Annotated in this window: 15 protein-coding genes; 4 read left to right on the plus strand and 11 right to left on the minus strand. The window is 61.0% G+C overall.

Translation table 11 applies throughout. The features are described 5' to 3' along the window. Positions 1 to 358 precede the first annotated feature (358 nt). Positions 359 to 805: a PA2169 family four-helix-bundle protein gene (locus J7E24_RS16530; RefSeq protein ID WP_215139227.1), complete on the minus strand. Its 447-nt coding sequence runs from the start codon at positions 803 to 805 to the stop codon at positions 359 to 361. 343 nt (positions 806 to 1,148) lie between these two features. Then, positions 1,149 to 1,475: a hypothetical protein gene (locus tag J7E24_RS16535; RefSeq protein WP_215139228.1), complete on the minus strand. Its 327-nt coding sequence runs from the start codon at positions 1,473 to 1,475 to the stop codon at positions 1,149 to 1,151. Between the two features lie 109 nt (positions 1,476 to 1,584). Here J7E24_RS16535 and J7E24_RS16540 point away from each other — a divergent pair, with 109 nt between their 5' ends. Continuing rightward, positions 1,585 to 2,715, plus strand: a complete 1,131-nt coding sequence (locus J7E24_RS16540) for a hypothetical protein (RefSeq protein WP_215139229.1) — start codon at positions 1,585 to 1,587, stop codon at positions 2,713 to 2,715. Between the two features lie 123 nt (positions 2,716 to 2,838). Here the strand turns inward: J7E24_RS16540 and J7E24_RS16545 are convergent, their stop codons facing one another. Together J7E24_RS16545 and J7E24_RS16550 are read right to left on the minus strand one after the other, a co-directional pair. Continuing rightward, the gene (locus J7E24_RS16545; RefSeq protein ID WP_317195678.1) at positions 2,839 to 4,092 is read right to left on the minus strand and encodes an NAD(P)/FAD-dependent oxidoreductase; all 1,254 of its coding nucleotides are present in this window, start codon (positions 4,090 to 4,092) and stop codon (positions 2,839 to 2,841) included. 37 nt (positions 4,093 to 4,129) lie between these two features. After that, a complete protein-coding gene (locus J7E24_RS16550) occupies positions 4,130 to 4,996 on the minus strand; it encodes an NAD(P)H-binding protein (protein ID WP_215139230.1) in 867 nt (288 codons plus the stop codon). Between the two features lie 173 nt (positions 4,997 to 5,169). Between J7E24_RS16550 and J7E24_RS16555 the strand changes: the two genes are divergently transcribed. Continuing rightward, on the plus strand, positions 5,170 to 6,051 hold the full coding sequence (locus J7E24_RS16555; RefSeq protein ID WP_215139231.1) for an SDR family oxidoreductase: 882 nt from the start codon (positions 5,170 to 5,172) through the stop codon (positions 6,049 to 6,051). Positions 6,052 to 6,182: 131 nt separating this feature from the next. Here the strand turns inward: J7E24_RS16555 and J7E24_RS16560 are convergent, their stop codons facing one another. After that, a complete protein-coding gene (locus J7E24_RS16560; RefSeq protein WP_215139232.1) occupies positions 6,183 to 7,037 on the minus strand; it encodes a DUF1571 domain-containing protein in 855 nt (284 codons plus the stop codon). A 184-nt stretch (positions 7,038 to 7,221) separates the two neighbouring features. Between J7E24_RS16560 and J7E24_RS16565 the strand changes: the two genes are divergently transcribed. Further along, a complete protein-coding gene (locus tag J7E24_RS16565; protein WP_215139233.1) occupies positions 7,222 to 7,980 on the plus strand; it encodes a glycosyltransferase family 2 protein in 759 nt (252 codons plus the stop codon). A gap of 105 nt (positions 7,981 to 8,085) precedes the next feature. On the opposite strand, the gene J7E24_RS16570 is transcribed toward J7E24_RS16565, so the two are convergent. The 3 genes from J7E24_RS16570 to J7E24_RS16580 form a co-directional block, all read right to left on the minus strand. Then, entirely contained in the window at positions 8,086 to 9,363 is a 1,278-nt protein-coding gene (locus J7E24_RS16570; protein ID WP_215139234.1) for a metal-dependent hydrolase family protein, read from the minus strand. 325 nt (positions 9,364 to 9,688) lie between these two features. Next, positions 9,689 to 11,932 (minus strand): S46 family peptidase, encoded by a 2,244-nt coding sequence (locus tag J7E24_RS16575; protein WP_215139235.1) that lies wholly within the window; start codon positions 11,930 to 11,932, stop codon positions 9,689 to 9,691. Positions 11,933 to 12,160: 228 nt separating this feature from the next. Further along, positions 12,161 to 12,679 carry a YkvA family protein gene (locus tag J7E24_RS16580; RefSeq protein ID WP_215139236.1) on the minus strand — a complete coding sequence of 173 codons (519 nt, stop codon included), beginning with the start codon at positions 12,677 to 12,679 and terminating at the stop codon, positions 12,161 to 12,163. A 107-nt stretch (positions 12,680 to 12,786) separates the two neighbouring features. Between J7E24_RS16580 and J7E24_RS16585 the strand changes: the two genes are divergently transcribed. Continuing rightward, positions 12,787 to 13,317, plus strand: coding sequence for a DinB family protein (locus J7E24_RS16585; protein ID WP_215139237.1), 531 nt, complete (start codon positions 12,787 to 12,789; stop codon positions 13,315 to 13,317). A 286-nt stretch (positions 13,318 to 13,603) separates the two neighbouring features. Here J7E24_RS16585 and J7E24_RS16590 read toward each other — a convergent pair whose 3' ends face one another. From J7E24_RS16590 to J7E24_RS16600, 3 genes are all read right to left on the minus strand, one after another. Further along, the gene (locus J7E24_RS16590; protein ID WP_215139238.1) at positions 13,604 to 14,242 is read right to left on the minus strand and encodes a helix-turn-helix domain-containing protein; all 639 of its coding nucleotides are present in this window, start codon (positions 14,240 to 14,242) and stop codon (positions 13,604 to 13,606) included. A gap of 82 nt (positions 14,243 to 14,324) precedes the next feature. Continuing rightward, on the minus strand, positions 14,325 to 15,200 hold the full coding sequence (locus J7E24_RS16595) for an SDR family NAD(P)-dependent oxidoreductase (RefSeq protein ID WP_215139239.1): 876 nt from the start codon (positions 15,198 to 15,200) through the stop codon (positions 14,325 to 14,327). A 173-nt stretch (positions 15,201 to 15,373) separates the two neighbouring features. Further along, positions 15,374 to 16,714: a leucine-rich repeat-containing protein kinase family protein gene (locus tag J7E24_RS16600; RefSeq protein WP_215139240.1), complete on the minus strand. Its 1,341-nt coding sequence runs from the start codon at positions 16,712 to 16,714 to the stop codon at positions 15,374 to 15,376. Positions 16,715 to 16,972: the final 258 nt, after the last annotated feature.

Consider the following 16,972-nt stretch of genomic DNA (forward strand, 5'->3'; position numbering starts at 1 on the left):
TTGCTCCAGCAGCTGTAAGAACTGCCGTTGCTTAACAGCACAGCTTTTCAAAAGAGGGCGTTTCTACCGAAACGTCCTCTTTTACGTTTGTGGTCAGTTGGTAGAATTTAAACCAAGGATATTGCTGATCAAAACCCACTTAGATACAAACTGGCCGCCAGATACGACACGCTACAGGAGCAGGGCTAACCCCTGCATTGCGCTGGAAGAACTCCCACTGCAACGTGGGCTGACAACAAGTTTCTGAACGGCTTTTATACTGCAAAACGCCCCCACCTTGTTCAGATGGGGGCGTTTTGCAGTTTGGTTTCAGGCCGAAACCAAACCTGGCAGCTTCTTTGGGTGCTGCACTTAAAACCTACTTCGAGGCGTCGCGCAGATTGCGGATTTCGTCGTGGGCCTGCTTGATGCCCGCCGCCTGCTTGTCGATAACCGTTTTGAGCGTAGCTGGAATATCCTGCATTTTCATGGCCTTCTCGTAAGCCGCCTTGGCGTAATCTTCACCCCGCTCGCACTCGGCTAGAATGGCATGGCGGTCTTTGCCGGTTATCATACCCTTCAGGTTGATGAAGGCGCGGTGTACGGCGCTGGTGATGGACGACTCCTCGTCGGGCTTCAGGTCGAGCTTGAACATCTGGTCTTCCAGCTCGGTGATGTAGCTGGAACGCTGAGCCGCGTATTTTTTGAAGAGGTCTTTCAGGTCGGCGCCCTCTACGTCGGTCATTGCCTCGGCGTAGCCTTTCTGGCCGTCCTTCAGGGTTTCAATCAGTTCGTTGAGGCCGGCTTGCAATACTTTGGAATCCATAGGAAAAGGAAGTTAAGGTAAGAAATGGGAGAATCGGTAATGCCTCTCTTTACTCCTAAAACAGACGTGGGGTTGCCTTATCTGTCCAGCCTGGGTTGAGGCGCCAAGTGAGTGGCATGGTAGCAGAACAGTAGGCTTCGACAAGCTATTCGTAATGCTTGAGCTTGGTAAAATACTGTTGTTGATTCCTGTTTAAAAAATGAAAACCGACTGCTCCAAACAGGCAGTAAGTAGCTAAGTGGATTTGAAAAGTGCAAATAACCAAGAACTTACACTCAGCTTATCTAAACGGTATAAGGGGACAGGCGTATTATTTACCAGTCTGTTATTCATCATTCTACCATCAGTAACCCCACCCTGCCATGGAAAATGAACAAAAAAAGACATCCGCTTCCTCAACCAATTCCTCCTCTTCAAGCCTGCCTTCAGGTAGCCAAGCAGGAAACAATCCGGGTTCCGGCAGCCCGATGAGTTCGAGCAGCAGTAATGCTGATAGCACGACAAGCAAGGAGCTGGTTTCGGCCGAAATGAGCGCCGGGAAAGGCGGCTTGGGTGAAGCCAGGGAACAGCCCAACAAAGAAGTCAAGCCTTCGGCGCTCAAGACCGATGCGAAAAAGTCGGGTTCGACGAGCACCAACAAAACGTCGGGCACGGCAAGCAAGTCAGACAAGAAAAGCAATGCCGCTAAGAAAAGTAGTGAAGGCGCTTCCGCTCAACATTCGGACAGCTCCCATGCGGCCACTACAGCTAACAATCAATCCTCTAACTCCCAAAATGCTATGAACAATTCAGAGAATCAGAACCGCGACAACCAGTATGGCAACTCAATGAATGCTGGTTATCAGGACCGTAGCTCCAGCAGCCAGCAAAACTACGGGCGCAACAGTGGCTCCGACCGCCAGAACGACAGCCGCAACGATTACTCATCGTCTTCCTCAGATAATTACGGCCGCTCGTCGTATCAGGACCGCGACAATGAACGCTACAACTCAAACAGCAATTACGGCCGGCAGGACGACAACAACCGCAACTGGATGAACTCCGGTGGTTCGTCGGGGCAGCAGGGAAGCTATGGCCGCCAGGGCGACGATATGGGCATGGGCAGCAACAGCAACATGCGCAGCAACAGCTACAACGATAATGACAACGACCAGCGTGGCCGTAGCAGCTATGGTAGCTATAGCAGCGGACGCGATAATGACTACCGAAACAACTCGGAGCGAAACTACGGTGGTGGCAATTCGTACGGCCGCAGCTCTTCATCGGGCTACGACGACGACCACCGCTCATCGGACCGTAACCAAGACAACTATTATAGCAGCGGCAACGACCGGAACCGCTCGTATGGTAATGATTCGTATGGCAATAGGTCTTACGGCAACCGCGACAACGACTATTCTTCGTCGGGCAACCGTAATATGAGCAGCGGTATGAACAGCGGTGGCGGCTACAGCAGCCGTGACAACGACCGTAATGACCGCAACGAGTATGGCCGTAACAACGCCCGTCGCGACGACGACAGCTATGGCAGCAGCAACCGTGGCTACAACCAGAATAGCTACAACCAGGATGATTATGACCAGCGCAACCGCTCAACGTCGAACCAGGGTGGCCGCAACATGAATAGTGGCTACGACGATTACTCGTCGAACCGCTCTATGAACAATGGTGGCTACGGCAACCAGCGGGGCAACTACGGTTCGCAGTCGTACAACGATGACTCGTCGATGCATCGTGGGGGCTCGATGAATAGCGGCTATGGCAACCAGGGCCGCGAAAACCAAGACCGCGACAACGACCGGAACTACAGCCAGAACCGCCGCAACCAAGACGGCCGCAACAGCTATTCGGACGACAACTCGTCGCGTCGTGGCAACCGCCGCGACGATGATTACGATAACCGCTACTAGTGCCCGACCTGGGCAGCGCAGATAGTCACATCTGATCTGCCTGAATCAGCCAGCAAAAAAAGGGGCTCCAGCTTAATTGGCTGGAGCCCCTTTTTTTGGCGGTTTCATATCCGCAAGCGGATATCAGGAGGCAAGTGGTTGGCTCATGGCACGGCCAGCCAGAAAGCCGGTAGTCCAGGCGGCCTGAAAGTTGAAGCCACCGGTAATGCCATCAATATCGAGCACCTCGCCCGCAAAGTACAGGCCCGGGACGAGGCGGCTTTCCATTGTTTGCATGTTGATTTCGGCCAGTGAAATACCGCCGCAGGTTACAAATTCCTCTTTGTAAGTGGTTTTGCCGGCTACGGGTAAGGCCGTGCGCAGCAACGCCTCAATCAGACGGTTCTGGAGCTTAGCCGGCAGCTCGTTCCAGCGGATTTCGGGACCGATGCCCGCCTGCTCGGCCAGTGTGCGCCACAGGCGCTGCGGCAGGCCCAGCAGCGGGTTGGATAGTACCAGCTTGCGGCCGTGGGGGCCGCGGTGCTCCTGCAAATGGCTGCGCAAACTGTCTTCAGTGAAATCGGGCAGCCAGCTCACCAGCGCAATACTCTTGTAACTCAACTCGTTCAGCCGGCGCGCGCCCCAGGCCGAGAGCTTGAGCACGGCCGGGCCACTCAGGCCCCAGTGCGTAATCAGGACCGGGCCCTCGTAATCAAGCTTTTCGCCAGCTACCCGCACGCGGGCACGCGGCACGCTCACGCCCGGCAGCTCGCGCAGTGGCGAGTTGGGTACGTTGAAGGTGAACAGGCTCGGTACCGGCTCCTGCACCGCATGGCCCAGCTGCCGCAGCCAGTTGTACTGCTCCGATTTGGGCGCGCCGCCGGTGGCCACCAGCAGCCGCGCCACGCGCAGTACCGGCAGCGCACCCGAACCGCTCAGCGTCAGCTCGAACCCGCCCTCGGGCAGCGCCCGAATGCTGTCGGCCGCCGTGTGGGTCAGGATTTCGACGCCGGCCCGGCGGGCGGCGTCGAGCAGGCACTGGGCCACCGTTTCCGACGAGTCGGTGATGGGGAACATACGGCCGTCGGGCTCGGTTTTGAGTTGCACGCCGCGGTTGGCAAACCAGCGTACCGTGTCGGGCGCGCCGAACGTGTGGAAGGGCTGCTTGAGCTGCGCGCCGCCGCGCGGGTAATGCTGCACGAGCTGGGCGGGCGTATCGGCGGCGTGCGTAACGTTGCAGCGGCCGCCGCCCGAAATCCGCACTTTGCTCAGCAGCTTACCGGTTTTTTCGAGCAGCAGCACCCGTAGTGCCGGATTGGCCTCGGCGCAGGCAATGGCCCCAAAAAAGCCGGCTGCGCCGCCACCTAGTACGGCTACTATCTTCAGTTCATCCTTCACTCGGCAAAATTAACCACCGCCGAGCACTTGTTGCGGATTAGCAGAACGACAAGGCCGCTACCACGTCGTCGTGCCGGAATCGGTACTGGGTGAGGTGACGGATGGCCGTCGAATCAATCTGTTTGCCGCCGCTGGCACCCTCGGCGAAGGTGGGTGGAGTGAGGCCCAGCTGGCTGGCGGCGGCGGTGAAAAACGTGCGGCGGCTGGGGTGGGTGGCGGCACAGCCGTTCAGCGTATACCCCCACAGGCCCAGTTCCAGCACTTTCAGCAGCAGCCCGATGCAGTCGTGCAGATGCACCATGTTGACCGGAGCCTCGCCGTGGGCCACGCCCGTGCGTCCGGCAAGGAAACGGCCGGGCTGTCGGCCGGGGCCCATCAGGCCGGCCATGCGCACCACTGTATTGTCGGGCCCCTGGAAAAGGGCTTCGCCCCGTAGCAGGTGCGATTCGGCATCGGGTGAGGCCTGCGCGTCGTCTTCGTGCATGATGCGGGCCTGATCGGGATATACGCCGGTCGAGCTGACCAGCAGCACGTGGGCCACGCCGGCCGCGGCAGCTGCTTTAGCCACCTGGCCGAGCAGGATGGGGTAGGCTTCGGGCTGTCCGGGGCCGCGGCCCGGCGGTACATTCAGGAGTAGCACCTCTACGCCCTGCAGCAATACGGTCAGCGTGTCGGCGTCGGTGAGGGAGAGGGTAGGAGTGAGGCGAAGCAGAAAGGGCTGAATGCCGGCGTCGTGCAGCGTCAGGAGCTGGCTGGGCGTGGTGGTGGTGCCGCGCACGGGGTAGCCGGCGGCCACCAGGGCCCGGGCCAGCGGCAGGCCCAGCCAGCCGCAGCCCAGCACGGCCACGGTAGGAAGGGCGGCAGTGGCGTTGGAAAGGATGGCAGGAGTAGCAGGTTGAGTCATGGGGCTAAAGGTGGCAAAAAACCGGCGTAGGCAAACCATTCGGGTAGCCGGCTGCCGCTGAAAGCGCGCCTCCAGCCCAAGAAACGCGAGAAATGGCTTTCTTGTGAAAAACCGGCCGACCTTGCGGCTGGTTCTACTTCATTTCCACCTTCCCTTACCCGCTTTTTCTGCCTATGGCCTCTGCCCATCCCTACGCCCAGCCCATGCTCCGCGACAATGCCCTGCAGGGCAAAACCATCGTCGTGACGGGCGGCGGCACCGGCCTCGGCCGCGCCATGACCACCTACTTTCTGCAGCTCGGGGCCAATGTGGTTATCAGCTCCCGCAAACTCGACGTGCTCGAAAAAACGGCTGCCGAACTGCGCGAACAGACCGGTAACGCCAACATCCTGGCCGTGCAGTGCGACGTGCGCAAGTACGACGAGGTAGAGGCCCTGCTCGACAAAACCATCAGCACCTTTGGCGGGGTTGATGTGCTGCTCAACAACGCGGCCGGCAACTTCATCAGCCCCACCGAGCGCCTGAGCCACAAGGCGTTCGACGTGATTGTAGACATTGTGCTCAAAGGCTCTTATAACTGCACCCTGGCTTTCGGCAAGCGTTGGATTGCCGATAAAAAGCCCGGCACCATCCTGAGCATCGTGACAACTTATGCCTCCGTTGGCTCGGCCTACGTAGTGCCCTCGGCGGCGGCCAAAGCCGGCGTACTGGCTATGACGCGCTCTTTGGCCGTGGAGTGGGCCAAATACGGCATCCGCTCCAACGCCATTGCGCCCGGCCCATTCCCGACCGAAGGGGCCTGGAGCCGCCTGTTCCCCGAGCCACTGGCCTCCAAGCTCGACCCGGCCGCCAACGTGCCCCTCAAGCGCGTGGGCGAGCATCAGGAGCTGGCCAACCTGGCCGCCTACATGGTGTCAGACTTTTCGGCCTATATGAACGGCGAAGTCGTGACGCTCGACGGCGGCGAGTGGCTCAACGGGGCCGGCGAGTTCAACAAGCTCGAACTGCTTACGCCCGATATGTGGGACCACATCGAGAAAACCATGCGCCGCTAAATCACAGATTTTGCAGATGAAGCCGCAGATAGCGCAGATTCGTTCTAGCGTTGGATTCATTCTGTTATCAAAACGAATCATGCATCAGAACGAATCTGCGCCATCTGCGGCTTCATCTGCAAAATCTGTGATTAAAGTCTATACCCCTTGAAGCCCTTGGCGAACTCGGGAGCGGGGATGGGCTGGTTGGCCACTACGTCGGAAAATTCGAACTTCTCGAATAGGCCTTTGTCGTCGTTTACCTGCACTACGAGGGGTAGGTACAGTTTCTGGTCGATGCAGATGGTGATGCGGCTGCCATAGGCGTTGGGCACCTGAATCGTTTTGCCGGCCGCTACAGTGGCTCCGGGGCTCAGGCCGTTGCGCTCCAGAATGCGGTATTCGCCGCAGCCGAACTTATTGGCAATGGCTTTGGTGGTTTCGGCCTTGGTGGGCTTGTAGCTCACGTAGCGAAACTGCGGATATCTGGAACGTAGCACGTAGGCCGGGCGGCCCACCACGGTCGTGTCGCCGGTGTAGCGAAAGGTTTTCTCGAAGCCGGGATTTATCCGCTCACCCGAGCTGTCGAGCAAGTCGGAAATAGTACCGTAGCCGGCTTCCAATACGCTGTGGTGCTGCCCTTTGCGCATAATGGAGCCCTGCGGGTCGAGGCTAAGCGTTACGTACGGAAAGCTGTTGGGGTACACCCAGGCGTCGCCGCTGTTCTGGCCCGTTACGTAAAGCACCTCAATGCCCTGGTCGTTGCGCAGGTACACTTTGTAGGGGCTGAAGTTCATCTTCATGGCGGTGCGCGCCTGCTGGTATTTACCCGCTAACCGCTCCTGGGCCCGCACGTTGCAACGCAGGGTTTTCAGGTTGTCGATGGCGTTGGTGAGGCGGCTGATGAGCGTTTCGGTGGTAATAGCCGGCGCCGCAGCGGGCGTGGCGCTACTGCTCAGCAGGCCGGCCAGTGCCAGTATCGGCAGGTAAAGAGAACGTCGAACCATAGAATCGGAAGGGGTAAGCAGGGGGTGGGAACTGGGCTACAGGCACAAATCGCGCCATTTGCGGTACCGCCCGGCCGGGGCTGCCTGGTGCCGAAGTGCCCGCCCGGCTAACGGCTGGGGTGGCGCAAAAGTTGAGCGTCGGGCCGAGGCGCAACTTTTTCCGTGGTTTGCCGGAATAGAAGCCATGCACTTCTCTGTAATTACCCCTACCCACAACCGCCACGCCTATTTGCCCGAGGCCGTGGAAAGCGTCCGGGCCAGCGTATCGGCCCCGCTTGATTTCTCGTTTGAGCACCTGATCTGCGAAAACGCCTGCTCCGACAACACGGCCAGCTACCTGCAAGAAGCTGCCCGCCAGTCCGGCCCGCCGCTGCGGGTGCGCCCCCAACCCGAGCTGCTGCGAGCCGGCCCCGCCCGCAACCTGCTCATCGGGCACGATGCGCCCGCCGACGCCTGGATTGTCCCGCTCGACGACGATGACCTGCTGCTCCAGCGTACCCTGTTTCATTACGCCAGCCAAATTCAGCAGCACCCCAACCGGCCCTGGCTGGTGGCCGATTTTCTGCGCATCGACCAGAACCGTTGCTACCTGCCGAACGATGATTACTACGCTTGGCAGTTCGACTCGCCCCAGGACATGCTGCGGGCCATCTTCCGGGCTGAGCACTTCATCCAGGGCAACGTCTGCTACAGTCGCGAGCTGTTCGAGCAGGTGGGCGGCTATGACGAAGAAATCGAAATGGCCGAAGACCTCGACCTCTACGTGCGCTTCCTGCTGGCTGGCCACCTGCCCGTCATCTGCCCCCACATTAGTCACCTGCACCGCTTCCACGACAGCAACGTCAGCATCGGCGTCGATGCCGACAAGCACGCCCAAGATTTGCGAGTGATTTACGACAAGTACGCCGCACAGTTGGGGGAAATGGGAATAGAACGACCGTAACCAAAACTGTCATTCAGAGCGCAGCGAAGAATCTCGCGTGCCGAGGCTGTCATGCTAATCCAACGTCAGCACGCGAGATTCTTCGCTGCGCTCTGAATGACAGTTCTACTGCTCCATTACCACCCCGCCCTTTACCACCAGCTTCACCTGCCGCAACGCGCTGATATCCTGGGTGGGGTCGCCGGAAACGGCTACCATGTCGGCGAGGAGGCCGGGTTTTAGCTGGCCGCGGTCGGGGAGTTGGAAGAGGCGGGCGTTGGTGCTGGTGAGGCCGCGGAGGACCTGCAGGCTCTTTAGGCCGTATTCACGCACCAGCAGTTCGGCTTCGCGCAGGTTATCGCCGTGGGCAAATACGCCCGCGTCGCCGCCAATGGCCAGTTCCACGCCGCTTTGCAGGGCGGCTTTCATGCTGAGGCGTTTCTGCTGAATCCGCTCGGGCTCGGGACTGGTGCCTTTCTGCCAGCCGCGGTACTGGGCCACGGCGTCGCCGGCGGCTACGGTGGGGCACAGGGCCACGCCACGCTGCTTCATCAGCTTGAAAATTTCCAGCGTGCCGCCGTCGCCGTGCTCGATGGTTTGCACGCCGGCCAGCGTGGCGCGGCGCATGCCTTCGGGCGTACTGGCGTGGGCCACCACGGGCCGGCCGGCGCTGCGGGCGGTCTGGACTATCAGGTTCAGCTCGTCCTGCGAAAACGTGGGCCGGCTGGGCTCGTTGGGACCCCAGCGGTAGTCGGCGTACACTTTGATGATGTCGGCGCCTTTGCCGATTTGCTCGCGCACGGCCCGGATGAGGTTGTCGGTGCCGTCGGCCTCCTGGGCTCCCTGGGGTACATCTACATCAACCGAAAGCTTGGGGCCATAGGAGCCAGTGGCCACTAAAGCGCGGGTGGCTACCAGCAGGCGTGGCCCCGGAATTAAGCCCCGGTCAATCGCCTGCTTGAGGCCTACATCGGCGTAACCGGCTCCCTCGCTGCCCAGGTCGCGGGCGGTGGTAAAGCCAGCGGCCAGCGTGGCGCGGGCGTGCGCCGTGGCCCGGGCTACGCGCAGGGCCTGAGATTCGAGCAGTACCTGGTCGTTCCAGCTTGTTTCATTGTAGGGGTGCAGCAGCAGGTGGCTGTGGCCCTCGATGAGGCCGGGCAGCAGCGTGAGGCCCGGTAGCTCCAGGGTGCGCGTGCCGGCCGGAGCCGCCAGCTGCGCCGCCGGCCCCACCGCCTTTATTTTGTCGCCCTCCGTCAGCACGGCCCAACCGGGATGCAGGGTCTGGCCATCGAACACGGCGGCGGGCCGCAGCAACAACGACGTGGGTGGGGCGGGGGTGGTTGGCTGGGCCAACAGCGGGCCAACAGTCAGCAGGGCAAAGGCAGCAAGCAGGAATGGGCGCACGGGCAGCGGGAGTAGTTGGGGTGGTGCCTAAAGCTACAATAGCCGCCGGAGTTTGTGATGTGGCCGGCGCTACTTGGCAGCCCCAGCGGGGCGACAAATCGGAGCTGGTAAATCAGCCCTGCACAGCAAAGCCCCGGCGGGGCGACACAACCGGTTCAACGATTGATGTCGCCCCACCGGGGCTTTGGTATTCTGATAGCTGCTTCACTACCGATATATCGCACAGCTGGAGCTGAAATGTCGGTAAATGGGGAAGACTGGCCTTCTCAATTTGGTAGGTTATTCTTCTGAGAGAAAAAATAGCCTGCCAAATTGAGAACGACTGTTACGCCTTTTTACGCTTCACTTTTACCTTCTTCAACTGTTTCTCCGACTTGGTTCCGGCATCCGAATCGGATGCGCCAACCAGGGTCATTTCCTTCACCAGGTGGCCGGCACCGGCATATTTGTCTACCACGAACAGCATGTAGCGCACATCGAGAGTGATATTTCGCACGCGGTCGGGGTCGAACATGATGTCGGACATGGTGCCTTCCCAGTTACGGTCGAAGTTGATACCAATCAGCTCGCCGTTGCCGTTGATGACGGGCGAGCCGGAGTTGCCGCCGGTGGTGTGGTTGGTGGCAATGAAGGCTACCGGTACCGAGCCTTTATAGGCATAGGGGCCGTAATCCTTGGTTTGGTACAATTCCGCGAGGCGGGCCGGTACTTCAAACTCGGGGTTGGTAGGGTCAGCCTTCTCCATTATACCGTCGAGGGTGGTGTAGAAGTCGTACTTCACGCCGTCGGCGGGCTCGTAGCCGGCTACCTGGCCGTAGGCGAGGCGCAGGGTGGAGTTGGCATCGGGGTAGAACTTGCGCTCGGGCTGTTGCAGGCGCAGGCCGGCCACGTAGGTGCGCTGAAGCAGGGCAATCTGGTCGGTGGCCACGTTGTAGGTGGGCAAAATGGCCGTGCGGTAGTTGTTCACAATGGCCGCTGCGAGCTTGAGGGCAGGGTCCTGGCGCAGGCCGTCGGTCTTGCCGGCCGCCACCTCATCGAGCACAGCCAGGGCGCTGGCTTCCGAACTCAGGCGCGACTTGCTGTAGAGCTGCGCGACGTAGGCAGCCCAGCCGGTGGTGGCATATTGCTTCTGTAGCTCCTTCACGTAGGTGGGCAGCAGGGCCACCGGGGTGCCGTTGGCGTAAAGCGGGAGCAGCTGGGTGGCTACTTTCTGGTCGGTAGGGGTGCTGTAATTTCGGAAGAAACTGCTGGTGCCTTTTTTGGCTTTTTCTACGGCCGAAGCCAACTCGGCAGCGGGGGCTTTGCCGCCGGCCAACTCCAGCAGCGGCTGCAGGCTATTGGCGTAGGCTACCAGCTCCACGCCCAGGGCCGCCTCGCTCACGTAGTCGCGGGCCAGGGTGTAGTCGCGCAAGGTGGCGTACTGCTGCTGCAGGGCGGGCAGTAGCCCGGTAAAGGTGGCACGGCGAGCCGCATCGCCCCCTTCGGCCCAGCGCTGGAACTCGGCTTCGCGCTGCTGCTTTACGCGCACAGCGTCGAGCTTGCGCAGGCCCCGATTTTCGCCAATCCACTTTTTCCAGTAGTTGGCCAGGCTGGCGTACTTGGCGGCGTACTGAATCCGCACCTTGTCCGACGCCTTCATATCGGTATCGAGGGCTTTGAGTTTGGCGTCGCGCACGGCAATTTTAGCGGGGTTCGAGAGCGAGAATACCTCATCGACGCCCCAGCTGGTGAGGTACTCGTTGGTGCGGCCGGGGAAGCCGAACACCATCGTAAAGTCGCCGGGCTGCACGCCGGCCAGCGAAATGGGTAGGTGGTAGCGGGGCTTAAACGGCTTGTTGTCGGGCGAGTAGGGGGCGGGCTTGTTGTCGGGGCCGGCATAGATGCGGAACAAACTGAAGTCGCCGGTGTGGCGGGGCCAGGCCCAGTTGTCGGTGTCGCCACCAAACTTGCCGATGCTACTCGGCGGCGCGCCCACCAGCCGGATATCCTGGAACACCTCGGTTACAAACAGATAGTACTCGTTGCCATTGAACATGGGCCGCACAAAGGCCTGGTAGCCGGTGCCCTGCACGGCGGCCTGGGCCACCCGCTGGCTGTTTTGCTGCACCAGTTGCTCGCGCTGGGCCTCGGCAATACCGGTAGCCGGAATGCCGGCCAGCACCTGGCCCGTCACGTCCTCCATGCGCACGATGAAGGTGGCCGTGAGGCCCGGGTTGGGCAGCTCCTGGCCGGGCGTCATGGCCCAGTAGCCCTTGGTCAGGTAGTCGTTTTCGACCGACGAGTGGCTCTGGATCTGGCCGTAGCCGCAGTGGTGGTTGGTGAGCAGCAGGCCCTGGTCGGAAATAATTTCGCCGGTGCAGCCGCCACCAAACTGCACAATGGCATCTTTGAGGCTGCCCTGGTTGATGGAGTAGATCTGCTCGGCCGTCAGTTTGAGGCCTTTTTTCTGCATATCGGCCTCGTTGAGCTGCTTGAGCAGCAACGGCAGCCACATGCCTTCGTCGGCGCGGGCCGAGAGGGTAGTGAGGAAAGTGAGGGCCAGCAGCGCCAGCCGGGAGCGTAAGGTCATGAAAACGGAAATGGATGGAAAGATCAGGACGCTAATTTACGGCTTTGGCTGCTTCCGAATCGGGGGAAGGGCTTTTCCGCAGAGGTGTGTGGCGGTTTCGCAGCGAAGCGCAGAGGCAAGAAAAAACGCCCACCCGAAACCGGGCAGGCGTAAATCCTTCAACCAAACAGAAGGAAACAACCAGTAGAACGAATCTGTGTTATCCCCTTATCTGCAACATCTGTGATTCTAGGAATGCCCCAGCTCGGCTACGGCGGGCAGTTGTTCGGCCTTGGTGTACGAATCGGTGGGCTTCTGAGCGGCAGCCGGCAGGTCGTTGGTTTCGGCGGCGTGCGTTTCTTCCCACTCGCGGAACTTGTTCAACTCGCCCTGGAACTTGCCCACAAACCAGCTGATCAGGGCCAGATCATCGAGAAAACCCACTACCGGAATGAAATCGGGCACTACATCGATGGGGCTGAGCACGTACAGCAACACGCCCAGGCCCGAAACGATGGTGCTGGTTTCCACCTGCCGGTAGTCGCCGCTCACGTAGTTGCGCACGAGCCGGATAAGCGTGTAGGCCACCGAGAACAACTGCTTGAACTTGTTGTCGCCGCTTTCCTTGCTGGCGAGCTTGTTGGCCGCTTCGTTGAGGACCAGTACCACCTTAAACGGGCGGCCCAGCAGCTTGCCGGCTCTGTTTATGAAGACGCTGAAGAGCGCGTTTTTGGAAATGGAGAGGCCTTTTTCGGCGAGAGAAGACATATAAGAGGTATGAAATGAAGATGACCCGGTGTACGCGCCGGTGCGGGCCCGCGTTGCCGCCAGTGTCCCGGCAGCGGGCATTTGCGGCAATGGCTTACCTTCGATGCATGAATCCTTTCCTGACCCCGCCCACCGCCACCGAGTACGCCCCGTTCTATGCCAACTACGTGCGCCTGGCTGGCTCCGACCCATTACAGGCCCTGCGCGCCCAGCCTCCGGTACTGTACCAACTGCTGGCGGGCCTCAGCAACGAGCAGGCCCTGTTCCGGTACGCGCCCGGTAAATGGAGTATCAAGGAGAAACTGGTGCACATGCTGGATACGGAGCGCATTTTCGCCTACCGCGCCCTGCGCATAGCCCGCGGCGACACCACGCCGCTGCCCGGCTACGAGCAGGACGACTACGTGCCCCTCTCAGAGGCCGATGCCCGTTCGCTGGCCAATATTCTGGCCGAGTACGACGCCGTGCGGGCCGCTTCGCTCTGCCTGTTCGAGTCGTTTGGGGCGGCGGCGGCCGAGCGCATTGGCACGGCCAGCGACCGGCCGGTGAGTGTGCGTGCTCTGGCCTACATGCTGGCCGGCCACGAGGCACACCATCTGCAGCTTTTGCAGGAGCGGTACCTGCCTGGTTTGGCGTAGCCGCCCAGTATGCCTGGCCAGGCGGGCGCGCCAATGCAACACGTTTCCCAGCCAAGCGTTATCTTGGACGAATTCATCCCTAAAACCTACCATTATGGCTAAAGCCCAGGACGCCCGCAAAGAGAAAAAGAAGGAGCCCGCTAAAACCACCAAGGAGAAAAAAGCGGCCAAAGACGAGAAGAAGGCCCTTAAATCCCGCCAGCAGGATTAGTATGCTGCTACCAACAGGACATAGATAAGGCGCTGCAACCCCGGTTGCAGCGCCTTGCTGGTTTTGAGGAGGGCCTTAGAAGGTATAATACACCTCCTTCTGCTTGTCGTGGTGCTTAATGTAGCCGTGCAGCGTGAGCTTGATGAGCGTGCGGTGGGCGCGACGCTGACCGATGTTGAGCAGCTTCTGATACTGGGCCAGCGTGATGCGCGGATGCTGGCGCAGATACTCCAGCACGGCCAGCTCTTCGCGGTTGAGCGGAATCTGCTCGAAGCGGCCGGTTTCGGGGGCGGTTTCGCGCTCCAGCACTTTTTCGGTGAGCTGGCTGGTTTGCACGCTCCGGTCGCGTACCCGCACGTAGGCCCGCCAGTCGCCGTCGGCTACCTGGGCCCGGTGGGGTTTGGCGGTGCTTTCGGGTACGGTTACCACCAGCACCGTCCGGCCCTCGTGGTCTTCCACGGCCCGAAACTGCAGCTGCTCCTCCAGCGGTGGGTCTATGTAGTGGCGGGCAGCCTCGCGCAGTTGGTAGAGTTCTTCCTCCACATCGCGCACACCCGTTATCCGGCCCTTATCGTCAACGCCCACCAGCACCCGGCCGCCGCGCGTGTTGGCCAGTGAGGCCAGCGTGCGGGCAATGCGCGTGGGGTGGGTGGTGCGCTGCTTGAATTCTAGCCGTTCGCCCTCGCCCTGCCGGATAAGTTCGAGTAAATCCATAACGAGCAAACAGCCGAGCGGTGTGAAATGTCCTGAAACTGCCTGCTACCCATATTTTTTTTGTCGCTAGGCCTGTAGTGGGTTACTCGATGCCGGTTTCCTCGGCCGAAATCCGCCACAGGCGGCTGGCTTCAGTGCTGCTGCTGGCCCGGTCGGAGCAGCGGGCTATGCGCCGGCCGGTGAGGTACTGCCCGTTGAGGCGGGCCGCTTCAGGGGCAGCGGCCAGAAACAGGGTGGTTTCAGCGCCTTTTTCGGGTGCTATCATCAGGGGCCGGGCCATCCACCACATGGCTTTCATTACGGCCGAGGTGTCGGCACGCATCAGGGCCGTATCCACCATGCCAGGGTGCAGGCAGTTGGCCGTAATGGAAGTCAGGTCGAGGCGATGGGCCAGCTCTTTAGTAAACAGAATGTTGGCCAGCTTGGAATCGGCGTAGGCTGTCAGCCAACTGTATTTTTCGGGCGAGTTGCGTACTTCCTGCTCCGGCTCAATCTCGCCCACCCAGTGCGCCACCGACGACACGGTAACTACCCGGGCTCGTTGGGCGGCATCGAGCAGCGGCAGCAGCAGGTTGGTGAGGGCGTAAGGAGCCAAGTGGTTAGTAGCCCAGCTCAGTTCGTGGCCTTCGTCGGTGAGGGTGAAGCGGCCGGGCATAATGCCGGCATTGTTCACCAGAATGTCCAATTGGCTAAACTCCTGCTGCATCTGCTCGGCCAGCGTCCGCACATTGCGCAGCAACGACAAGTCGAAACACTTCACATGTACCGCGGCTTCGGGCCCGGCAGCCTGCTGAATGGCCTCCTGGGCACGGGCAGCCTTCTCGGTGTCGCGGCCAACCAGCACTACGCGAGCTCCCTGGCGGGCCAGCTCGCGGGCCGTTACCAAGCCAATACCGCTGGTTGCGCCGGTCACCAGGGCCGTCTGGCCCGCCAGTGGCCGCAAGGAATCTGAACTCATATGAAAATTGTACTAAGGCGCCCGATAGGCAGATAAGCTGATGAAGGAGCTAAATTGACACGCTGGCCGGGCCTTGCCAAACCAAAGTAGCGCGAAGCAAATGCCTGCCCCGGCCGCCGGCCATCAACAACTGCGCCAACGCGGATAGAACGTAAAAAACCTGTTCCGGGGTTTTAGTCCGCCAGCTGCCGTTGCATGTTGGCCAGCCGCTGGCTTACCTCGGCCAGCAAAGGCCGCGCCGCTACCCGGGGCTGCTGGCAGCGGGCCTGCCAGTCGCGCAGCTCGGCCACGGCGGCGGCAGTTGCGGGCTGGGCTGGGCAACGGTCGAGCAACTCTTCCAGCAGATTGCCAAAGGCCCGGCTTTCGAGGCGGGGCAGCAGGTCGGTGGCTTCGGGGCTGGCCGGTGGCATAAAGCCGGCCGCCCCGAAGTCGCCCAGTAAAGCCGACCCGGCGTCGGTGGCCAGAATGTTGTGGGCGTACAGGTCGCCGTGCGTAATGCCGCGGCTGTGCAGGTGGGCCGCCGCCGCCGCAATGCCACCAGCCAGCCGCAGCAGCGCGGGCAGCCCGAACTGGGTGGTAGGTGCGTACTCGTCGCGGGTGCAGCTATCCAAGGTAGGCGGGCCGGCTAGGTTGGTGAAATTGGGCTCAATCAGTTCCAGTACCAACCCCTCCGTGCCGGCTGGGTGGCCCACTAGCCGGCCTTCCACGGCAATCAGATTGGGGTGAAGGCCGGCGCCGAGGCAGGCCAGCATTTCGGAGTGCGGCAGTCCGTCGCTCGTTACGGCTCCCTTAAACAGCTTCAGGGCCACCGGGCGCGGGGCCGCCGAACCAGCCTGCCACTCGGCGCGGTAAATCACGCCCGACGCGCCTTCGCCCAGCACCTGCCGGAGCTGCAACTCGGTCCAGGCAATGGTGGGGCGAGTGGCGTAGCTTTCGGCGGTGGCCTCGGCGCCGGCCGTTAGCGGGTTGCCACCGAAAGCCAGCCAGCTCAGCCGCGGCATTGTCAGCAGCCAGGTGGGTAGTTCGTGCAGCTCGTTGGCGGCCAGGCGCAGCAGCTCCAGGTTGGTGCACCGGGCCAGCTCGGGCGGCAGCGTGCGCAGGCGGTTGCCGGCCAGCATTAGCTTCTGCAGGCGCGGGCAGCTTCCTATTTCCGGAGGCAGCGCCTCCAGGGCATTATCGGTGAGGATGAGCCAGCGCAGCTGCGGCGGTAGCGCCGCGCCCGGCAACTCCCGAATTCGGTTGGCCTTGAAGCCCACCATCTCCAGGTTTGGGCACTGGCCCAGCACTCCGGGTACGCGCTCAAACTGATTGTCGGAGGCAAACAGCACCCGCAGCCGGTGCAGGCGGGGCAAGTCGGCGGGCAGCTCGCGCAGGGCATTGCCCGAGAGGTTGAGCACTTCGAGCGTATCGGCCAGCGTAAAAATCTCCGGCGGAAACTCGGTCAGGCCCTCGGCCAGATCCAGGCGAGTGGTGCCGGCCAGCTCGCCGGCCCGGAGTTGCGTAAGCGTGTGCATGGGTATAGTGAGTAGGAGGGAAGGCCGGATTCAGGCGGCATCAAGTAGCTGCAAAAGCAACGGCAGCCAAAAGCCCGTCATGCGGAGCTTGCCGAAGCATCTCTACCGCTTCGTTGCAATCAGTAAGAATACCATTACAGTGGAGATGCTTCGGCAAGCCCCGCATGGCGGGCTGAATGAAACTTGTTATTCCTGCATGGCTACTTAATCGCACGGCACGAAAAAGCCGCTGCCAGTTGCGGCAGCGGCTTTTGTTTT

This window comes from Hymenobacter sp. ISL-91 (assembly GCF_018613725.1).
Lineage (GTDB): Bacteria > Bacteroidota > Bacteroidia > Cytophagales > Hymenobacteraceae > Hymenobacter.

Coding starts and splice junctions, on each gene's coding strand:
- J7E24_RS16565 (WP_215139233.1), top strand. CDS start 7,222: ATGCACTTCTCTGTAATTACCCCTACCCACAACCGCCACGCCTATTTG.
- J7E24_RS16575 (WP_215139235.1), bottom strand. CDS start 11,932: ATGACCTTACGCTCCCGGCTGGCGCTGCTGGCCCTCACTTTCCTCACT.
- J7E24_RS16555 (WP_215139231.1), top strand. CDS start 5,170: ATGGCCTCTGCCCATCCCTACGCCCAGCCCATGCTCCGCGACAATGCC.
- J7E24_RS16580 (WP_215139236.1), bottom strand. CDS start 12,679: ATGTCTTCTCTCGCCGAAAAAGGCCTCTCCATTTCCAAAAACGCGCTC.
- J7E24_RS16600 (WP_215139240.1), bottom strand. CDS start 16,714: ATGCACACGCTTACGCAACTCCGGGCCGGCGAGCTGGCCGGCACCACT.
- J7E24_RS16540 (WP_215139229.1), top strand. CDS start 1,585: ATGAACAATTCAGAGAATCAGAACCGCGACAACCAGTATGGCAACTCA.
- J7E24_RS16530 (WP_215139227.1), bottom strand. CDS start 805: ATGGATTCCAAAGTATTGCAAGCCGGCCTCAACGAACTGATTGAAACC.
- J7E24_RS16595 (WP_215139239.1), bottom strand. CDS start 15,200: ATGAGTTCAGATTCCTTGCGGCCACTGGCGGGCCAGACGGCCCTGGTG.
- J7E24_RS16560 (WP_215139232.1), bottom strand. CDS start 7,037: ATGGTTCGACGTTCTCTTTACCTGCCGATACTGGCACTGGCCGGCCTG.
- J7E24_RS16585 (WP_215139237.1), top strand. CDS start 12,787: ATGAATCCTTTCCTGACCCCGCCCACCGCCACCGAGTACGCCCCGTTC.
- J7E24_RS16590 (WP_215139238.1), bottom strand. CDS start 14,242: ATGGATTTACTCGAACTTATCCGGCAGGGCGAGGGCGAACGGCTAGAA.
- J7E24_RS16550 (WP_215139230.1), bottom strand. CDS start 4,996: ATGACTCAACCTGCTACTCCTGCCATCCTTTCCAACGCCACTGCCGCC.